The organism is Bacillus sp. cl96, assembly GCF_900100505.1.
Taxonomy (GTDB): domain Bacteria; phylum Bacillota; class Bacilli; order Bacillales; family Bacillaceae_G; genus Bacillus_A; species Bacillus_A cereus.
In genome coordinates, this window is record NZ_FNDM01000001.1 from 14653 (window position 1) to 34433 (window position 19781).

The window sequence follows — 19781 nt, forward strand, 5'->3', positions numbered from 1 at the left end:
TTATATTACATGAATGAAATATAAAATTAAGCTTGCACTTTACTTTTCATAAATGTATGGATGCGCTCTAATGCTTTCTCTACTTGTTCAAGAGATGTCGCATATGATAAACGAACATTATTTGGAGCACCAAATCCTGTACCTGGTACAAGAGCCACTTTTTCCTCTTCTAATAGAGCTTTTGCCCAATCATCAACTGTTGCATATCCTGATAAAGCTACAGCTTCTTTTACGTTAGGGAATAAGTAAAATGCCCCTTGCGGTTTAATACAAGTAAAGCCAGGGATTTGAATTAATTTATCATAAATGATGTTTAATCTCTCTTCAAAGGCTTGACGCATTGTTTCCACAGGTTCTTGTGAGCCTGCATATGCCGCAATTGCGCCGTATTGAGCGATTGAAGTAGGGTTTGACGTACTATGACTCGCTAAATTCGTCATTGCTTTAATAAGCTGCTTATTTCCTGCAGCATATCCAATACGCCATCCTGTCATAGAATGAGATTTAGATACACCATTAATAATAAGTGTTTGTTCTTTTAATGCATTAGAAAGCTGGGCAATTGAAGTATATTCTACGCCACCATAAATTAATTTTTCATAAATTTCATCAGAAACAATTAAAATATCATGTTCTAAACATACTTCTCCAAGCTGTTGTAATTCTTCTTTGCTATAAATCATTCCTGTTGGATTGCTCGGTGAATTAATAATAACTGCTTTCGTTTTCTCTGTAATTGCCTCACGCAGCTGCTTTGCTGTAATTTTGTACTCATTGTCTTCTAAACCTTCTACATAAACCGGCTTACCGCCAGCAAGCTTTACTTGCTCTGGATAGCTTACCCAGTAAGGAGTTGGGATGATAACTTCATCTCCCTCATCAAGTAATACTTGGAATAATGTATACAATGCATGCTTTGCACCATTACATACAATAATTTCAGATGGATCATACGCAATACCTTGATCGCGAGTAAATTTCTTCACAATTTCTTGTTTTAACGATTGTAATCCACCTGTTGGTGTATACTTCGTATGCCCTTCTAACATCGCTTTATGTGCAGCATCCATAATATGCTCTGGTGTATTAAAGTCAGGTTCCCCTGCCCCTAATGCAATTACATCATGACCCTCTGCTTTTAATGCTTGTGCCTTTGCTGTAATTTCTAAAGTTGAAGACGGTGTTAAAGCAGCTACTCGCTTTGCTAATTTCATTTGTAGTTCCCCCTACATCTATTTTTCAATGCTATATCGTCTTAAAAATTTTCCATCTTTAAATTCAAGATAGTAATAACTATAACGATTGTCATCATCAATATATGTAACTTCCCATAGTGGTACATCATTTTCAAAGCCTAATTTCACTTTCATAATCTCTTTCGGCTTACTTTTTGATTCCTTACTTTCATTGCCGACTTGCTCTATTGTTCTTTGTATAGCCTCTTTTTCAGAAATACCTTCGCTCTTTTTCCTTACTACAGTATCCCCTTTTTTCTCAGGCACCCAAACGATAAGTTGTTCTCCCTTTTCATCTGTACCTTGCACGACTATATATGCAGATTTTCCGTTGTAATAATCAACAGATTTCACCTTTGTAAGCTTTGCTTTTTCTTTAGCAATTTCTACAAATTTCGACTCTTTTGGAATTTTCTTTCCCATCGCTTTATTATAAACATACGCCCCATATATTCCGCTAGCAACGATAACAATAATGATTGCAAAGATCCACTTTTTCATTGTATCACTACGTTCTGTAAATCGTAAATACAGCTGTTTCTTTATCTTTTTCGTCTAATGCTAGTCCGAACATGAGGTCCTGCTCTTTTAACGTACGATTTAAACTATCAACAATTTTATACAAATCCGACGAATATTTAATACGCGTCGTTGATAGTACTTCGATTTTCTTCTCCATGAAAAAACTCCTCCGTTACACAAAAATTTCTAATTATAGAAGAACGCAATGCGGTTACAATAAGAGTACATTCTTTACAACCCCTGCTTCATCACCCATCTATTATAGCAGGACATGTACAGCAAAAAAAGGTTTCAAGTCGAAAACCAACACATTTTGTATACAAGAAGTAAGAAAAATAAAATTCCTCCTACCCACATTTTTTACGCCTGAAGTTTATAAGTACTTCAGGCGTATTTTTCTTCCATTTTTATTCATTTGGTGGTTCTTCTAATTGTACTAACAATTCTTCTAATGGCCCTTCATAAAGAGGTACGTTAGGAATCGATTGTAGAAATCGTTTTCCATAGGAAGAACTCGTCAAACGACGATCTAACACTACTACCGTTCCTGTATCTGTATTCGTTCGAATTAAGCGGCCGAATCCTTGTTTGAAACGTAATATTGCTTGTGGAAGCGCTAATTTAGCAAATACATCTTCACCTTGATTTTTTAGCCACTCACCTTTCGCTTCCATCATCGGCTGATGAGGAGGTGTAAATGGTAGACGGACTATAACAAGACAACTTAAGGCATCTCCTGGAATATCTATTCCTTCCCAGAAACTGCTCGTCCCTAATAAAATTGATTTGTCGAATTCTTGAAACTTTCGAATTAAGCGGCTTCGACTTCTATTATTCACACTTTGGGTCAGTAATAAATACCCCTCTAATTCATCATTATTTTTTAAATTCGCATACGCTTCTTTTAACATTTCATACGAAGTGAATAAAACGAGCATTCTGCCTTTTGTGGCTTTCGCTATCTTTGCAATATGTTCCGATACAGATTCAATATATCGCTCATTACTTACTTGCTTAATAAAAGGTACATCCGTTGACACCATTAATTTCATCTGTTCATCATAACGAAATGGCGACGGAACCTTTAAAGTATTTGGAGCGAAATCATGTAAACCAAGTTCCTCTTTTATATAATCAAACGTATCGTTAACTGTTAGTGTTGCGGATGTAAAAATAACACTCTTTTTTTCTGTTAAAAATTCATCAGCAAATCTTTCACCAATATGAACAGGCTGTGCATATAGAACTGTTGAATGAATCGTCCCTTTCGTTTCAGTCTCCATCCAAGTTACATACGAATTCTTTTCTAATACGAGTAACTGTAATGATTCTGCCATCTTTCTCAGCAACTCAATTAAATGCATAAATTCACCTGTTACAACATGCATCTCCCATTCTAACTTACTTTGCAATATATCCACTTGCTTCTCAAGAGCAGTTACTACCCTTCTTAATTCATATATAAAACGATTTGTTAATTCGACGATACTATCCCACAACTTACCTTTTTCTAGTTCTGCGTTATACCTATAGATGAGCGGCATATTATTCGTTCCTTGCTCTTGCTTTGTTTGTTTAAATATAAAAGTACGTAACATTTGGAAGAGTTCATCCGCATCAAACTTAAGTTCCTTCAAACTATAACTTATCATACGGAAAGTTGAACGAGATGCTTGCTCTGATTTTTTCATCATTTTATATACTTTGGAGAGTACATCTTCTGTTTCTAGTGTCCCAAGACGAGATATAACCAATTGAAAATACATACAAGAGAACTGTTCACCCAATGTTCTACTCGCGGCTTCTTCAATATGGTGAGCTTCATCAAAAATAATATGTTCGCATGAAGCAAACAACGGTTCTTCACTTGAAAAATCTTGAAATAATAACGCATGATTTGTAATAACGATATCTGCAAATAAAGCTTTATTCTTCGCTCGCTGGTAAAAACAACGACTAAACCAATTACTTTGCATACCGCCTGGACTATACGCATCGCTACAAATACGATTCCAAAGTAACTTTCCGCCCTCAGGAATATTTAATTCGTCTCGATCACCTGTTTCAGTTTGCAATAGCCAAACTAAAATCTTCGCCTTTGTAAGTGCCATATCATAATTTTTTTCTTCCTCTTGCAAAGCATACTCAAATTTATGTAAGCATAAATAATGCTTTCTTCCTTTTAGAAGAGCTGCCTCAAATGAAAATGGCATTATTTTTTGTAATAACGGAATTTCTTTTTCTAATATTTGTTGTTGGAGTTGTACCGTTTGTGTACTTATAATGACAGGTTCTTCTTTTCTCTTTGCAAAATAAAGACTAGGAAGCAAATAAGCGAGAGTCTTTCCTGTTCCTGTACCGGCTTCAATTAGTGAAAAACGAGAATCTCTTAACGCCGTATATATCTCTTTCATCATCAGTTGTTGACTTTCTCTTCTTTCAAACTTTGGCATATGTGATTCCAATTTATCCATCGTTTTATTCAAGAAAGCATCAAACTTTGATGAACACGTTTCTCCAAGGTTTAAGGAATAGTTCCGCTTTTTCAGCGCAATATTTCGATGTATTTCATACTCCGCTATATCTTCTTTACCGTGCATTACTTTCTTTAAAATATTTTCAGAAAGCACATCAGCTATATCGCTTTGGAACACATCACTTAATTCATAAAGCGATTGCAACGTGACAAGTGGTAACTTTTCAATTTCATTTAAAAATTGTAAAAATAATTCCGCTGTTGCAAGAGCATCACTATCCGCACGATGTGGTTGATCGTGCTCTAGTTCATGCTTTTTAGCTAAATCACGTAATTTATAACTATCGGCTGTCGGCAAAAGAATTTGAGCCAATTCAACCGTGTCGATTTTCGGACAATGTATTTCTGTATATCCAGCTTGCCTTAATTCTTCATTTAAAAAATTCCAATCAAAGTGAACATTATGCGCAACGAAAGCCGCACCTTGTAATAGCTCAACAATCATCGGGGCTACATCTTGAAATAACGGGGCTTGTTTTACAAGACTTTCATCAATCCCTGTTAATTCTGTAATAAATGGTGGGATCTCTCTCTTTGGATTAACAAAAGACGAAAAAATCTCCAATATCTCTCCATCTTCTACTACAACAGCTGCAATTTGGGTAATTTTATCCTTCCCATCTTTCCAGGAGTTCCCTGTCGTCTCTAAATCAACAACGACATAACGCTTACTCATATATGTAACACCTCAATTTCTTACCTTTCAAACAACAATAATTTATATAATGTTACTATACCACGTTTTATCTCATCTTAATGAAAAGATGCACAAAAAAGCTATCTCCGCAATGGAGATAGCCTTTCTACTTATAATATCGTACCCGCTTTTTCAGCACCTAACATTTCAATAATTTGATTATTATCGTCTAGTACTGCAATTTTTGGTTCTTGTGTATGAATCTCTTCTTCCGTAACTAGCCCATAACAAATAATAATTACTTTGTCCCCTGGTTGTACAAGTCTTGCCGCCGCACCGTTTAAACAAACAACACCACTACCGCGTTCCCCTTTAATAACGTATGTCTCTAAGCGAGCACCATTATTATTATTTACAATTTGGACTTTTTCGTTTTCTACAATATTTACTGCATCCATTAAGTCTTCATCAATTGTAATACTACCTACATAATTTAAATTTGCCTCCGTTACAGTTGCACGATGTAACTTTGCTCTCATCATTGTGCGAAACATAGATGCTCCCCCTTATTTAACCGTTAATGTTATATTGTCAATTAATCTTACATTTTCAAACTTAACTGCAATAGCTAAAATGATTCTTCCTTCGACTTTCTCTACCATTGTTAATGACGGATATGCATATAAATCCGCATAATCTACAGTGCCTTTCGTATGCGTCTCAATATAATCTTTCACAAGATTTGTAATGATTTCCGGATTACGTTCACCTGCCTCAATTCTTTCTTTCGCTATACATAGGCTGCGGTATAAATGAAGAGCTTCTTCACGTTCATCTTGTGATAGGTACACGTTACGAGAACTTTTCGCTAAACCATCTTCTTCCCTTACAATATCAACTGGTACGATTGTAACTGGAATATTGAAATCAGTTACAAATCCTTCAATTACTGCAACTTGTTGAGCATCTTTCATACCGAAATAAGCACGCGTTGGCACCGTAATATTAAATAGTTTCATCAGTACAGTTGCAACACCAGCGAAATGACCAGGTCTTTGTTGACCGCATAATACGTCCGTGCGCTTCACAACTTCTACTGTTGTTGTTTGTTCTGCTGGATACATTTCTTCTACACTCGGATAAAATAAATAATCTACACCGTTTTCTTTTGCTACATTTTCATCTCTATCAATATCACGAGGATATCGATCTAAATCTTCATTTGGGCCGAATTGTAGCGGGTTTACAAATACACTTAAAACTACAATTTCATTTTCTTCTCTTGCCTTACGTAATAAAGTAGCATGGCCTTCATGTAAATAACCCATTGTTGGAACAAAACCAATACTCTTTCCACTTGCACGAAGTTCGCTTGTAATTTGCTGCATCTCTTGCACTGTAGTTACGATTTTCATTATTGTTTTCCTCCGTATAACGCTAAGCATTCTTCCTCTTTCATTGTGAACGAATGTTTTTCTTCAGGAAATTGCCTTGTCTTTACTTCAGTAACATATTGTGAAATCCCACGCACAATCTCCTCTTGAACAGACGTATATTGCTTCACAAATTTCGGAACACGATTTACGCCGTATGAGATAAGATCATGATAAACAAGCACTTGCCCATCTACTTTTTGTCCTGCACCAATCCCAATTGTTGGTATTGTTAGTTGCTCTGAAATAAGTTCTGCTAACTGCATTGGTACACATTCTAACACAAGCGCTATTGCACCAGCTTCTTCACATTTCTTTGCATCTTCTATTAATTTTTTTGCACTCTCCGCATCTTTTCCTTGCACTTTATATCCACCCAACACTCCTACCGATTGAGGGGTTAAACCTAAATGCGCTACAACAGGAATTCCTGCGTTCGTCAAATATTGAATCGTCGATATAACTTCTCCAGCACCTTCTACCTTCAGTGCGTGTGCCCCGCTCTCTTGAACGATGCGACGTGCATTCACCATCGTTTCTTGTAATGATACGTGATACGACATAAATGGCATATCAGTTACAATAAACGTCTCTTTCGCTCCACGGCGTACAGCTTTCGTATGATGAATCATATCCTCTACTGTTACAGGTACTGTTGAATCGTATCCGAGTACAACCATTCCAAGAGAATCTCCAACTAGAATCATATCAACTTCAGCTTCTTCTGCTAATTTAGCAGATGGATAATCATACGCCGTTAGCATTGTAATCGGCTCACCTTGCTCTTTCATCTTCAAAAAATCTGTTTTTGTTTTCAAAAACTACTCCTCCTTTATGCAGGAGAGAGGAGATGGCCGAAATCATATAAAAAACCCCTCTGACCATAAAAGGGCAGAAGGGTTGTGTGTTAGTCGGCATTATTCATCCCTCTGTCCCAGTCCGTTATTGGATCAAGGCAGAATCCAAGTTATTATTTTTCGTATGACTTCGAATCATGGTGCAGTTCGCTCTGATACTGCCCACATTCGAACTAATTATAGCAAACTACAAAAAGGAATTACTACATTTTTTTGAAAAAATAATTTTTTATTCTTATTACGGTATATGAAATTTAACACGAGAGTATATATGCTATACAGTTTTTATGGAGAATTCTATCCTGAAAAGATACATGTTTTTTCAACGCATGCTAAAAAAGTCCAAGTTAATTTTTTCTGTAATCCATTTAACTGTATAGTATAACTCTTAAACTAATGATGCAGGTTAATTGAGGAAAGTACTTAACAAAGGAGAATTGCAGATGTCTATGAACAGGTGGTTATTTCGATTCAGCAGTTTGCTTGTAATGATTGTATGGTGGATGTCTTTAGGATCCTCCCATGTATTTGCCTCAGTTACTGTCGTAACACCCCCCACCGATTTAACGAAAGTGATTGAGGTTGAACTAAATGATGATTACTTTAATCCAAATGTTATCACGATTCCGCTTGCAGGATCAACAACATTACTATTGAAAAATAAAGGTAAAAACGAGCACACCTTTACAGTGAAAAAACTCGGCATTGACGTCGTAATCGAGTCAGGAAAAGAAAAGAATATTACCGTGAAACCTAAAAATACTGGTACATATGAATTAATATGTCGATACCATCTTCTTAAAGGAATGGCAGGCAAAGTAATCGTCAAATAACATGCCCTGCCAATTAGGCGGAAGATATTTTGAAATGAACTTTAAATATGAAAAAAATTTATTATCATGTTACAAATTCAACTCAAAACTATTGAAATAAAAAGAAGTTCCAAAAGAGGAACTTCTTTTACTTAATTTCAATATCTGCAGAATGAATATGATGTACTTTCCCCTCATGATCCTCCAGAAGTAATACACCATCCTCTGTGATTCCTTTTGCTAACCCCGTAATTGTCTCTCTCATCGTTCGAGCGGTAATTTCTTTCCCGATGCTCACAGCGTAACTTTCCCAAAGAATTTTAATGACAGAGAAACCATTTTGTAAATACTCTTCATATAATTTTTCTAGTTGTAAATAGATTTGTTGCATAAGTTCTGCACGAACAATCGGCTTACCTGATTCAATCGCTAATGAAGTAGCAATGTGCTGAATTTCTTCATCAAAATGTTCTTGCTTTTGATTCGCATTAATACCGATGCCCATAATGACAGCATTAATTTTATCAGGATCCGCTTGCATTTCTGTTAATATACCTACAGCCTTTTTACCTTGAATTAAAATATCATTTGGCCATTTTATTCCTACGTTTACACCCGTGCATTTTTCAATTGCCTGTGCAACACTAACGGCCGCTAACAAAGTAAGTTGCGGTGCATGATGAACTGGGATTGATGGGCGTAAAATAATACTCATCCAAATCCCTGTTCCTTTTGGTGAATGCCATTTTCTGCTTAAACGACCTCTTCCCGCTGTTTGTTCTTCTGCTACAACGACTGTTCCTTCTTCTGCACCTTCATAAGCAAGTTTTGCTGCAATGTGCTGCGTTGATTCAACAGTTTCTTCAAAATACACTGTTCTACCAATCCGCTTCGTTTGTAGCCCTAACTGAATTTCATTAGCGGTCACTTTGTCTGGCTTACTTGCAATTCGGTAACCTAATCGACGCACAGCTTCAAGTTCATATCCCTCACTCCGCAGATCCTCCATATGTTTCCACACAGCAGTTCTTGAACAACCAAGTTTATCACTAATTGTTTGGCCGGATACAAACTCGCCATCCGCTTCAGAAAAAACTTGCAATAACTGCTTTCTTATAGTAGATTGCATCCTTGTAGCCACTCCCTTATACGCTCTTTCTCATTAACTACGTTTCCTTGTACGATTGCTTCTTCGATTTTCTGAAGCATCTCAGCAACCCACGGACCAGGCTTTTTGTTTGCCCAGTTTAATAAATCATTACCAGTCACATTCATTTCTTGACGCTCCTGGATTGGCAATGCATGAAACATTGATTGTACTCGTTCAACAGATGTAGGGTCATAGCGTTCAATCATCGCTTCATATACTCTCTCTGCCATTTCAGCGATATGAATTCCCGTTTTATAAAGAAGGACTGTATCCCAATCCTTCTCCTTTCTAGTACGGATTGTCAATAAAACTGCAACAATATCTTTTATTTTTTTATTCGAAAACTTCCATTGACGTAAAAAGACAGATGGATGTTCTTCTCCGATACAATATAAGAAAAATACCCACGCCTCAATATCCGTTTCGAAAGAATCCCATTTATACTGCGTAGCTTTTAACAGTCTCTCTTCTGACATTTGTAAATATGGCAAATGAGAAAATAGCTTCGTCTCTACTAATTCTTTGAGACCTTTCACACAATATGTACCAGTTAACAGTTTCTCAAACTCTACTGTAATACGCTCAATTGCTATATGTTCTAGCAAATGCCCATACGTTTCAATCGCTTGCTTCGTTTTCATTTCTAATGAAAAACCTAACGTGCTTACAAACCGAATACCACGCATCATTCGCAGGGCATCTTCTTGAAAACGATCCGCAGCATTTCCAACTGTCACAATTTCTCTCTGTTGAATGGCTTCCTGTCCAGCAAATAAATCGACCATTTTGCCTTCTTCTGTCATAGCAATTGCATTCATCGTGAAATCACGACGTTTTAAATCCTCTTCTAATGAACGAACAAATTGAACACTACTAGGTCTTCGAAAATCTTCATATTCGCTTTCTGTTCGAAAAGTAGTTACCTCATAGGGCTCACCATTTTCTACAACAATTACAGTTCCATGCTCAAGACCAACAGGAACATTTCTTGGGAATATAGCCATCACTTCTTCTGGTAGAGCAGATGTCGCAATATCAATATCTCCAATCGGCCTATCGATAATAAGATCTCGTACGCTCCCACCAACAAAGTAAGCCTCATGTCCTTGTTGCTTTAATGTCTCAATAATAGAACTAGCTTTTTTAAATCTTTCCATTTTTGTCATCCCTTAGTACGTCATAGTAAATCGTTTCATATTGTGAAACAATTTTTTCTGAGCGAAATTGCTCATAAACACTTTCTCTTGCTCGTTCTCCCATATTACGGTGAAGTTCCTCGTCCTTTAATAGCTGAATAGCTTGATTTGCCACTCCTGTTGTATCGCCAACTTCACATAAATATCCTGTTTCCCCGTGTTGAATAACCTCTGGAATACCTCCAACCCGTGTTCCGATACAAGGTACACCACACGCCATTGCTTCTAATAAAACAAGACCAAAACTTTCCTTCTCTGATAGAAGCAACATTAAATCACTCATCGCAAGTAGTTCTGCAACATTATCTTGCTTCCCTAGGAATAAAACGCGATCTTCAATATGTAAATTCTTCACTATCTGTAAAATCGTACAGAATTCTGGTCCGTCTCCAACAAGAAGCAACTTCGCATCTACTTCTTTAACAATTTTAGCAAATGCCTGAACAACATCCTGCACACGTTTCACTTTACGGAAATTCGAAATATGAATAAGTACTTTTTCACTCTCACTTATACCATATTCTTTCTTTAATTGAGACATATTACGCTTGAAATATACACGTTCGTCTATAAAGTTATATACCGTTTGAATTTCTTTACTTGGTTTTACAAGCTCATGTGTTTCGTTAATTAATGAATGCGAGACAGCAGTAACAACATCCGATTGCTCAATACCAAAACGAATTAAATTATTTAACGAAGGGTCGGAACCTAACACAGTAATATCTGTTCCATGTAAGGTTGTAACAATTTTAATACGCTCTCCGATCATTTGTTTTGCTAAATATGCACAAATTGCATGTGGTATTGCGTAATGCACATGTAAAATGTCTAAGTTTTCTCTTTGTGCAACCTCGGCCATTTTACTTGCTAACGCTAAATCGTATGGTGGATATTGAAATACAGAGTATTGATTTACCGTCACTTCATGAAAATAAATGTTTGGATATACTTTATTTAACCGGAATGGTAAACCCGATGTAATAAAGTGAATTTCATGCCCACGTTCCGCCAATTGCTTTCCTAATTCTGTTCCAACAACTCCAGAACCACCTACAGAAGGATAACATGTAATACCTATTTTTAATTTCATTTACATCCCCCTAATAAATCAGCATGTAATAAAACCGGTTTCTTACTCATAAATCCCTCGGCATACAAGACTCCAACTTCTTTTCCAAACATCTTCTCACGAGCAATCACAGTTTCAACGTAACCTTCTGTTAACGGTGTCTTAACACCATCACTCCCTGTTGAAAACTGACTTTCATACGCTTCTAATGCTTCCACCTTTATAGAGAGGTACTCACTTATATCTATACAAAAATTCGGTTTATGAAAACCATTAATCATATAATTATAAAAAGACTCCACACGATGTGGTGAAAGTTCCGGCATATATTTACGGATTCCTGCTGAAAAAATAGCCTCTTCCACAAGCTTTGCACAATTTGCATGATCTGGATGGCGATCTTCATAGTACGGCGCAAAAACTAGTTTTGGTTTATATGTACGGATCACCTTGACAATTTCACGTATATACTCTTCTTTCATATACAAACCACGGTCTGGCATCGCTAAATTCAGCCTCGTTTTTACTCCCATTATACGAGCTGCGACCTTCGCTTCTTCTTTTCTCAACTCTATCGTTCCATTTGAAGAAAGATCAGCTTCTGTTAAATCACAAATACCTACTTCATACCCTTGCTTTGTATATTTAGCGATGGTACCAGCCATGCCGATTTCAACATCATCGGCATGAGCACCAAACGCTAATATATGTAATCCACTCATAATTGTTCCCCTCATTTTCTTAACTTACGATAATCTAAATCTCCTCGCTCTAATGCGTGCATTAACATTTCAGCACTTGCCATATTCGTTGCAAGTGGAATCGCATATACATCACATAAACGAAGTAATGCATTCACATCCGGTTCATGCGGCTGTGCTGTTAATGGATCGCGGAAGAAAATCACCATATCTAAATCGTTCTTTGCAATCATTGCACCAATTTCTTGATCTCCACCAAGAGGGCCAGATTGATATCTTGTTACAACTAATCCAGTCGCTTCCATAATGCGAAGCCCTGTCGTTCCTGTTGCAAATAATTCATGTTGTTCAAAAATTGGTTTATATGCGTATGCAAACGAAACCATATCATTTTTCTTTTTGTCATGTGCGATTAAGGCAATTTTCATCCGTTGTCTCCCCTTTAGTCGATAATATTTTCTAAACCGTACACAAGATGATCAAGGTTCATTACTGTCTCAATTGATAGTTTTACACCTGACATAAATGATGCACGATTGAATGAATCATGACGAACTGTTAACATTTGTCCATCTCCACCAAACATTACTTCTTGGTGTGCAATAAGCCCTGGCAAACGTACACTATGAATGTGAATACCGTCTACATTTGCACCTCGTGCACCTGCTAGTTGCTCTACTTCATTTGGATGACCTTGCTGCTTTGATTCACGATTTTGGCGAATTAACTCTACCGTTTTTACAGCTGTACCAGATGGTGCGTCTAATTTTTGATCATGATGTAATTCAATTACCTCAACATCTTGGAAATATTTCGCTGCCATTTGTGAGAATTTCATCATAAGAACTGCACCAATTGCAAAGTTTGGAGCAATAATTGTTCCTACTGCTTTTTCTTTTGCATTCTCTGTTAAACGTGTCAATTCTTCTTCTGTAAATCCAGTTGTACCAATAACCGAACGAAGTCCACGCTCAACTGCAAGTGTAACGTGTTGTTTCCCCACTTCTGGTGTTGTTAAATCTAACAACACATCTGCTTCTACTTCATCTAAACAAGTATGTAAATCAGCGTAAATCGGCGCATGTAATGCTGGCATGCCAGGTAAATCAGAAATCTTCTCACCACCATGCTTATAATCCACTGCTGCTACTAAATTAAAATGTTCCGTTCTTTCCATAAGAAGGACTGCTTCATGTCCCATACGTCCTCTTGGTCCGGCGATAATTACTTTAATTTCTTTCATTATTCTTTCTCTCCCTCATCAATACGTGTCCAGCGATCTTTATCACGTGTATTAAATTTATTCATTACAATGTTATGTGCTGTCTCTAAATCAATATTTAAACTATTTGCCATACAAATCATAACAAATAATACATCTCCAAGCTCTTCTTCAATACTTCTTTCTTTTTCAGTTGTTTTCTTCGGTTTCTCACCATAATAATGATTTACCTCTCTTGCAAGCTCTCCCATTTCTTCCGTTAAACGAGCCATCATTGCAAGCGGACTGAAATAACCTTCTTTAAACTGACCAATATATGCATCTACTTCTTTCTGCATATCTTTCATCGTTTTTGCTTCCATACTATTCACCTCTAATCCTTCCTCTTTCATGTTAGCCAATTCATCGCGATTTGACAAATATTATTCCCCGCCAAACACCTATTTGCGACCCATTTTTGGATAGACTATAATAAAGTGAAACTTCTTTTGTGATTTTTTTGCAAAAGATTAGTTGAACTAATCGGGTTCCTACGGCTGGTTTGCCTTTCTTCAGAGGTTTATCTCCTACCAGCCGTTGGTACGGGGTAAAGTGAAACTTCTTTTGCGATTTTTGCAAAAGATCAGCCCACACCAATCGGGTTCCTACGGCTGGTTTGCCCCTCTTCTTTGCTTCATCTCCTATCAGCCTTTAGAGCGGGATAAAGTGAAACTTTCTTTTGCACTTTTCACAAAAAATCAGCCCACATCAATCAGGTTCTTACTATTTTCACTAGCAACTAGAAATTACTTATTATTATGTTTTACCGTTTCAGCGGAGCAATGCAATCATTACATAATTAGGGGGATTTCTATATGACATCAAAATTGAAGATGCGAAATATTATTTTTATTTTAATTGGTTCCGCTATATTTTCTTTCGGTATTGTCAATATCAATATTGAAAACCACCTTGCAGAGGGTGGGTTTACTGGTATTACACTATTATTGTATTTTTTATTTAAGTTTGATCCTTCCTACTCAAACTTAATTTTAAATATCCCTATATTTTTTATTGGCTGGAGGTTACTTGGCAGAACGACATTTTTATATACATTAATTGGAACCTTTAGCGTATCTTTATTTCTATGGATTTTCCAGCGTTACGAAGTACTCAACTTACATTTAAACTTGCAAAATGATATGACACTCGCAGCTTTATTCGCCGGGGCATTTATCGGTATCGGCCTTGGAATAATATTTAAATATGGCGGGACTACTGGCGGTGTAGATATTATCGCACGACTAGCGCACAAATATGTTGGCTGGAGTATGGGGAAAACAATGTTTATGTTTGATGCTGTCGTTATCGTCGTCTCTATTCTTACCTATTTATCATACCGTGAGGGCATGTATACGCTAGTTGCTGTTTTTATCGGTGCTAAAGTCATTGATTTTATGCAAGAAGGAGCTTATGCTGCCAAAGGAGCGACTATTATCTCAGAGAAAAACGATGAAATTGCTGCCAAAATTTTATCTGAAATGGAGCGCGGAGCAACCTTTTTAAAAGCTGTTGGATCGTATACAAAAGTGGAACGTAATGTATTGTATTGCGTTGTTGCTAAAAATGAAATCGTGAAATTAAAGAATATCATTACTTCTGTAGATCCTCATGCTTTTGTCGCTGTAAGTGATGTACATGATGTAGTTGGTGAAGGGTTTACGTTAGATGAAAATAAAAACCCTTTACATAATTAAATATAACTAGAAAAGCGCCTTAGCTTTTCTAGTTTTTTATTACAAGTCTTTTAAGCTTCTCAAAATCCTCATGAATAAGCTCCAATAAACTCCGATTATAAAAAATGGAAGCTGGATGAAAAGTCGGAAAAACATGATATTCTTTCTCTGACCATGTAAACTCTGCACTTTGCATATCCTTTAATTTTTGAATGGGCTGTTTTAATAATTGCCCGTGTACATCTGTGATTTTTTTATTTTTTCCTGTTAAACGTTGAAGACCGATATTTCCAAGCGTGACGATAAGCTTCGGATGTATTTTCTCTAATTCATAATCTAACAAAGGCGCATGGGCAACTATTTCTCCCTGATTTGGCGTTCTATTATACTTTTTTTGTATGATTTCACCATTTCGTTCTTTTTTCTCTCGCCATTTATAAGGTCTACTCCGAACAGCGCTCGTAATATATACTTCTTCCCTTGTAACGTGGATACGCTCTAAAAAAACCATTAATTGTTTTCCCGCCCTCCCGCTAAACGGAATCCCATTATGAATTTCTGTTTCACCAGGTGCTTCTCCTAACAACATAAATTTGGGATTTTCAGGACCTTGTCCACTTAAAAAACCTTCTAGTTGATAAGGAGCACTACGCTCTTGTACTTGTTTTACTAAATGGTCTGGATATTTCATTTCCCCCACCACCTTTCCGCATTACTTCTATTATTTCTATTTGCAATACATTATATAATTCAATCCACACAACAAAAAAAGACTATCAAAATTGATAGTCTTTAGTCGTCGCTACGCTGCATACCAGTATACATTAATACGAGACGTAATAATTCAAATACCGCTACAGCTGCAGCTGCTACATATGTTAATGCTGCCGCATTTAATACTTTACGAGCTTGCCCATATTCATCTGTTGATACAATACCTAACGCTTCAATTTGTTGCATTGCGCGCTTTGACGCATCAAACTCAACTGGCAATGTAACGAGCTGGAACACAACACCTGCTGCCATTAAAATGATACCTAATAACAATAGTTTTGACATTGTCGCAAATATACCAATCATAATAAATACCCATGATATATTCGATCCAAAATTAGCCACAGGAACTAACGAATGACGAATACGCATAAAGTTATAATCTTGTGCATCTTGAATTGCGTGTCCTACTTCGTGTGCTGCAACTGCTGTACCAGCAACTGAATGTCCATAATAGTTATCTGTTGATAATCGAACCGTCTTAGCGGTTGGATCATAATGGTCTGATAAATGACCTGGTGTTTCTTCTACAGCTACGTTGTATAATCCATTTTCATCTAAAATTTTTCGAGCCACTTCCGCTCCTGTCATACCTGATGTTGAATAAACTTGTGAATACTTGCTATAGGCACTACGTACTCTTGACTGTGCATACAACGGTATGATCATTATGATCGCGAAGTAAATTAAATAAAACATCATGAACCTCCATTGAAGTTTTAATTATAGTACTTCTCATTCTATTTTCTTCTGCCACTATTGTCAATGAATAAACCTTACAATCCATATCTTTATTTATTGCATTATCTATTTTTAGAATGTACATTACTTTTTCTTTTTTCTCTCTCTCCTTTATACTTTCTCCATCCAACATAAGTTAATGTGAATAAAATAAGTCCCCCAGTAATTGTCATAAACCAAATGAGAGAGGGTGCAATTTCATCTTTTTTTACTGTGTGAAATATCTTTTGCAAATCCCCTTTAATAATCCCTAATTGCATTTGGCCGCCTTTCGTTTTTAACATAACGTTACGAAATTCATCTAAATAAGATAAATGAACATTTACACGCTGGACCTCGTTTTCTGGCAAAGCAATCATTAAGCTTGGATAAATAATATTGAATTCATTTAAAAACGTATTTAACGTTTGTTGAAACTGCCCAGCATCTTCTTTTTCCATCGCTTTTTCCATTTGAGAAAAGGCATCCATTACTTTCCTTTCTCTTTCCATCCAAAGTGGTTGATATTTCGATACTTGTGCATCAACAGCAAGTTGTAATGCCAGCACATTATCAATTTTAGCTTGCTTACCTAAACCTTCTTCAGAGAGCGATTGTTGCGCCTTATCGTAAGCTAAAGAAATAACTCTAACTTGATCTGGTGTTACTTCCTGCTTCTTTTCATTCCCCTTTATTAAAAACTGCTCCGAGAAATGTTGTAATACTTGTACCGCTTTTTCATCTTCATTACGCTTCACTAACTGTAACGAGTCGTCTAACAACCCTGTTAGCTCATTCCACTCTTCAGCATATATACGTAACGGAAACATTATAATTAGAAATGCTATCAATCCAATTAATGTTCTCTTCATCCCGGTCCCCCCTTAACTACTAGTACAAAATATGTTAATTTGGACAAGAATAGAACAGAACTAGACCGAAAAATATATTATCGTTTTACAAAGAAAAAAATTCTCTTTAAGCAGAGAATTTTTTCTGTGACATCCTTTTCTTTTTTACGAGATATCTATATAAGCTGTAACAAAGTATACTCCCACCTAAAATGAATAATAAAATAGCACACGCAGCATGCATAAAGAACTCTTCTGGTAACATTAATATAATTGGATCCTTTTCAGGATCAAAAACCCAATAATCATTACTAAATAAAAGTTTATGGAATAATACAAAACTCTTTTCAAAATTAATAGCAATTGGTAACATAAGCGCTATCGGAAAAATGATTGTTAAAATCGATCCGTGCAGTAAAAACTTTTCATTTTTCTTTTTTAATAAATAAATTCCGCCTATCACTGCAATCATAATTGTCGCATACATCACATATTGAATCTTTACTAAAATATTTTTAACATCTACAAAATGAATACGGCCATTTGTGGACATATCTAATGTGGGCAAATGTAATGCTCCGTCATAAAACGGGGATAAATATGTAATAAGCACATCGTAATTTCTTTTAATTTCATCCTTCGTCATATCCGCTAAATCAGGAATATTTAAAAAATCAATTTCAAAATAATACAACCATTTTCCATATACAACTGCCGTTGTTGCGAGTGCAAAAATAGAAAATGCTATGCTATATGAAACAACTAAAGTAATCAATCGATCCAATATTTTTGTACCACTCTTATTTTTCTCCATGTTCTCCCCCTAAATGTTCTAACCATCATAAAGAAAATTGTTTTCTTTGCTCACGTAAGCAACAATAATATGTAATACATAGTACAGCAATACTTAACCAAAACGTAAAATAACCAATTTCCTCTACAAACAAATGCATAATTCCATATCGCGGCATTTGCCAAAATAAATAATCAATTGCATCGTTATGCAACGTCCACACAGCTGCTACTATAAAATGCCATTTTTTTATACGATAGAATGGAGCATATAAAAATCCTTGTATTGCCATCGCGAAGTGCGAAAGCATTAACATGTAGCCCATAAGGCCTATAGGCCCTTTTACGTAAATCATAATCGCGTTTACAACAACAGCCCAAATACCATATTTTATTAAAGTTACAATCGCTAACGCTTCTATTAATCCCCAGTTTCTCTTTGCCAAAAAAGCAATTAAAACAAAGACAAAAAAGAGAGTCGCCATAGGACTATCTGGTACAAACGGCCAAAATATAGGTGACGTTTCTTTCAATTGATTTCCGTACCATATAAATCCATAAATTGTACCTAATAAGTTAACAATTAATAAAAATAATAATACCGAGCGTTGTCTTAACATTGCATACAAGTACACCAATCCGTATGTCCAACACCTTTCAAGCAAAGTAATTCATTCACTAAATCCTACTCTATTATAACAAACTTCATCCAACTAAATAAAAAAGCTGACTACAAATTTTGTAGTCAGCTTTTTTATTATTTTTTATTATACTTTGCAACGAATTCCGAAAGCTTCTTCAGTTCCTCATCCGTACCTTTAAATACACCTTTAGGCATTGAACCTTTTCCCTCTTTCGCAATTTTAGCAATTTCTTCTGGCTTTAAAGTTAAGTTTTGCAGTGCCGGTGCTGCTGCCCCGCCTTGTAAATTGTCACCATGACATGTTAAACAAGTATTTTTTTGCATTAATTTATAGCCATCATCATTTTTATCAACTGGCGCTGTTTTTACAATTGCTCCTTGTTTTTTTGCAGCTTCCCAGTCGTGGTGTGCTACAGATTCCCAAGTTAAAAAGATAATCGATGCAATTGCTAAAAGCATAAATCCAGTTGCCACAGGACGCTTCAATGGACGTCTTTCTGGACCTCGATCAAGAAATGGAGCTAACAGTAATGCTCCAAACGCAATCCCTGGCATAATAAATGCTCCAATTACAGTAAATGAACCGGAAGCATACGAATACTTTAATAACTGATACAAGAATAAGAAATACCAATCTGGAAGTGGTATATATCCAGCATCTGTTGGGTCCGCCATTCTCTCAAGCGGCGACGGATGCGCCACTGTTAAACATAAATAACCGATTAAAAAAACTGCACCAACCATCCATTCTTTTAACAAGAAGTTCGGCCAAAATGCTTCTGTTTTCCCTGGGTATTCAGAATAGTCTTTTGGAATATTTGGTTTCCGAGCTACTGGTACCCGAGAATCTCCTACAAACTTCATCCCTTTGCCGCGATGCATAATCTCCCTCCTTTAGTTCTTTCCCCTTTAA

The 19781-nt window shown here is 36.2% G+C and carries 22 protein-coding genes; 2 read left to right on the forward strand and 20 right to left on the reverse strand.

The window, feature by feature from the left end; genetic code table 11:
- Positions 1 to 26: 26 nt before the first annotated feature.
- The 7 genes from aspB to panB form a co-directional block, all read right to left on the reverse strand.
- Positions 27 to 1214, reverse strand: a complete 1188-nt coding sequence (gene aspB / locus BLT20_RS00105; RefSeq protein ID WP_000761560.1) for an aspartate transaminase AspB — start codon at positions 1212 to 1214, stop codon at positions 27 to 29.
- Between the two features lie 18 nt (positions 1215 to 1232).
- Positions 1233 to 1736: a cell wall elongation regulator TseB-like domain-containing protein gene (locus tag BLT20_RS00110; protein ID WP_000758739.1), complete on the reverse strand. Its 504-nt coding sequence runs from the start codon at positions 1734 to 1736 to the stop codon at positions 1233 to 1235.
- A gap of 7 nt (positions 1737 to 1743) precedes the next feature.
- Positions 1744 to 1914, reverse strand: a complete 171-nt coding sequence (locus BLT20_RS00115; RefSeq protein WP_000412179.1) for a YpmA family protein — start codon at positions 1912 to 1914, stop codon at positions 1744 to 1746.
- Positions 1915 to 2164: 250 nt separating this feature from the next.
- Positions 2165 to 4969 carry an ATP-dependent DNA helicase DinG gene (gene dinG, locus BLT20_RS00120; protein WP_000044956.1) on the reverse strand — a complete coding sequence of 935 codons (2805 nt, stop codon included), beginning with the start codon at positions 4967 to 4969 and terminating at the stop codon, positions 2165 to 2167.
- A 131-nt stretch (positions 4970 to 5100) separates the two neighbouring features.
- The gene (panD, locus tag BLT20_RS00125) at positions 5101 to 5484 is read right to left on the reverse strand and encodes an aspartate 1-decarboxylase (protein ID WP_000490184.1); all 384 of its coding nucleotides are present in this window, start codon (positions 5482 to 5484) and stop codon (positions 5101 to 5103) included.
- Positions 5485 to 5496: 12 nt separating this feature from the next.
- Positions 5497 to 6345, reverse strand: a complete 849-nt coding sequence (panC, locus tag BLT20_RS00130) for a pantoate--beta-alanine ligase (protein WP_000707025.1) — start codon at positions 6343 to 6345, stop codon at positions 5497 to 5499.
- Entirely contained in the window at positions 6345 to 7181 is an 837-nt protein-coding gene (panB, locus tag BLT20_RS00135) for a 3-methyl-2-oxobutanoate hydroxymethyltransferase (protein ID WP_000851108.1), read from the reverse strand. Before panB ends, panC begins: the two co-directional genes overlap by 1 nt.
- Positions 7182 to 7663: 482 nt before the next feature.
- On the opposite strand from panB, the gene BLT20_RS00145 reads away from it, so the two are divergent.
- Positions 7664 to 8053, forward strand: a complete 390-nt coding sequence (locus tag BLT20_RS00145) for a cupredoxin domain-containing protein (RefSeq protein ID WP_000062387.1) — start codon at positions 7664 to 7666, stop codon at positions 8051 to 8053.
- Positions 8054 to 8180: 127 nt separating this feature from the next.
- Here the strand turns inward: BLT20_RS00145 and BLT20_RS00150 are convergent, their stop codons facing one another.
- Genes BLT20_RS00150 through BLT20_RS00180 form a run of 7 tightly spaced genes read right to left on the reverse strand, consistent with a single transcriptional unit; the run spans position 8181 to position 13735 of the window.
- A complete protein-coding gene (locus tag BLT20_RS00150; RefSeq protein ID WP_001192063.1) occupies positions 8181 to 9161 on the reverse strand; it encodes a biotin--[acetyl-CoA-carboxylase] ligase in 981 nt (326 codons plus the stop codon).
- Positions 9146 to 10339 (reverse strand): CCA tRNA nucleotidyltransferase, encoded by a 1194-nt coding sequence (locus BLT20_RS00155; protein WP_073339346.1) that lies wholly within the window; start codon positions 10337 to 10339, stop codon positions 9146 to 9148. The genes BLT20_RS00150 and BLT20_RS00155 overlap by 16 nt, the downstream gene beginning before the upstream one ends.
- Positions 10326 to 11471 carry an N-acetyl-alpha-D-glucosaminyl L-malate synthase BshA gene (gene bshA, locus BLT20_RS00160; protein ID WP_000768305.1) on the reverse strand — a complete coding sequence of 382 codons (1146 nt, stop codon included), beginning with the start codon at positions 11469 to 11471 and terminating at the stop codon, positions 10326 to 10328. The genes BLT20_RS00155 and bshA overlap by 14 nt, the downstream gene beginning before the upstream one ends.
- Positions 11468 to 12172 carry a bacillithiol biosynthesis deacetylase BshB1 gene (gene bshB1, locus BLT20_RS00165; protein ID WP_000015673.1) on the reverse strand — a complete coding sequence of 235 codons (705 nt, stop codon included), beginning with the start codon at positions 12170 to 12172 and terminating at the stop codon, positions 11468 to 11470. Before bshB1 ends, bshA begins: the two co-directional genes overlap by 4 nt.
- 11 nt (positions 12173 to 12183) lie before the next feature.
- Positions 12184 to 12579 carry a methylglyoxal synthase gene (gene mgsA / locus BLT20_RS00170; RefSeq protein WP_000684765.1) on the reverse strand — a complete coding sequence of 132 codons (396 nt, stop codon included), beginning with the start codon at positions 12577 to 12579 and terminating at the stop codon, positions 12184 to 12186.
- A 14-nt stretch (positions 12580 to 12593) separates the two neighbouring features.
- A complete protein-coding gene (dapB, locus tag BLT20_RS00175) occupies positions 12594 to 13394 on the reverse strand; it encodes a dihydrodipicolinate reductase (RefSeq protein WP_000658813.1) in 801 nt (266 codons plus the stop codon).
- Positions 13394 to 13735, reverse strand: coding sequence for a nucleotide pyrophosphohydrolase (locus tag BLT20_RS00180; RefSeq protein ID WP_002108639.1), 342 nt, complete (start codon positions 13733 to 13735; stop codon positions 13394 to 13396). Before BLT20_RS00180 ends, dapB begins: the two co-directional genes overlap by 1 nt.
- Positions 13736 to 14227: 492 nt before the next feature.
- Between BLT20_RS00180 and BLT20_RS00190 the strand changes: the two genes are divergently transcribed.
- Entirely contained in the window at positions 14228 to 15109 is an 882-nt protein-coding gene (locus tag BLT20_RS00190) for a YitT family protein (protein ID WP_000202121.1), read from the forward strand.
- Between the two features lie 28 nt (positions 15110 to 15137).
- Here the strand turns inward: BLT20_RS00190 and BLT20_RS00195 are convergent, their stop codons facing one another.
- The 6 genes from BLT20_RS00195 to qcrC form a co-directional block, all read right to left on the reverse strand.
- Positions 15138 to 15779, reverse strand: coding sequence for a uracil-DNA glycosylase (locus BLT20_RS00195; protein WP_000876873.1), 642 nt, complete (start codon positions 15777 to 15779; stop codon positions 15138 to 15140).
- A 101-nt stretch (positions 15780 to 15880) separates the two neighbouring features.
- The gene (locus tag BLT20_RS00200; RefSeq protein ID WP_011109966.1) at positions 15881 to 16564 is read right to left on the reverse strand and encodes a zinc metallopeptidase; all 684 of its coding nucleotides are present in this window, start codon (positions 16562 to 16564) and stop codon (positions 15881 to 15883) included.
- A gap of 101 nt (positions 16565 to 16665) precedes the next feature.
- Positions 16666 to 17454: a sporulation protein YpjB gene (gene ypjB / locus BLT20_RS00205; protein ID WP_000831584.1), complete on the reverse strand. Its 789-nt coding sequence runs from the start codon at positions 17452 to 17454 to the stop codon at positions 16666 to 16668.
- Between the two features lie 106 nt (positions 17455 to 17560).
- Positions 17561 to 18247 carry a lipoprotein intramolecular transacylase Lit gene (locus BLT20_RS00210; protein WP_000414378.1) on the reverse strand — a complete coding sequence of 229 codons (687 nt, stop codon included), beginning with the start codon at positions 18245 to 18247 and terminating at the stop codon, positions 17561 to 17563.
- Positions 18248 to 18272: 25 nt separating this feature from the next.
- Complete coding sequence (locus BLT20_RS00215) at positions 18273 to 18863, reverse strand: lipoprotein heptaprenylglyceryl N-acetyltransferase LhaT (RefSeq protein WP_025709269.1); 591 nt, start codon at positions 18861 to 18863, stop codon at positions 18273 to 18275.
- 119 nt (positions 18864 to 18982) lie between these two features.
- The gene (gene qcrC, locus BLT20_RS00220; RefSeq protein WP_000554603.1) at positions 18983 to 19750 is read right to left on the reverse strand and encodes a menaquinol-cytochrome c reductase cytochrome b/c subunit; all 768 of its coding nucleotides are present in this window, start codon (positions 19748 to 19750) and stop codon (positions 18983 to 18985) included.
- Between the last annotated feature and the right edge of the window lie 31 nt (positions 19751 to 19781).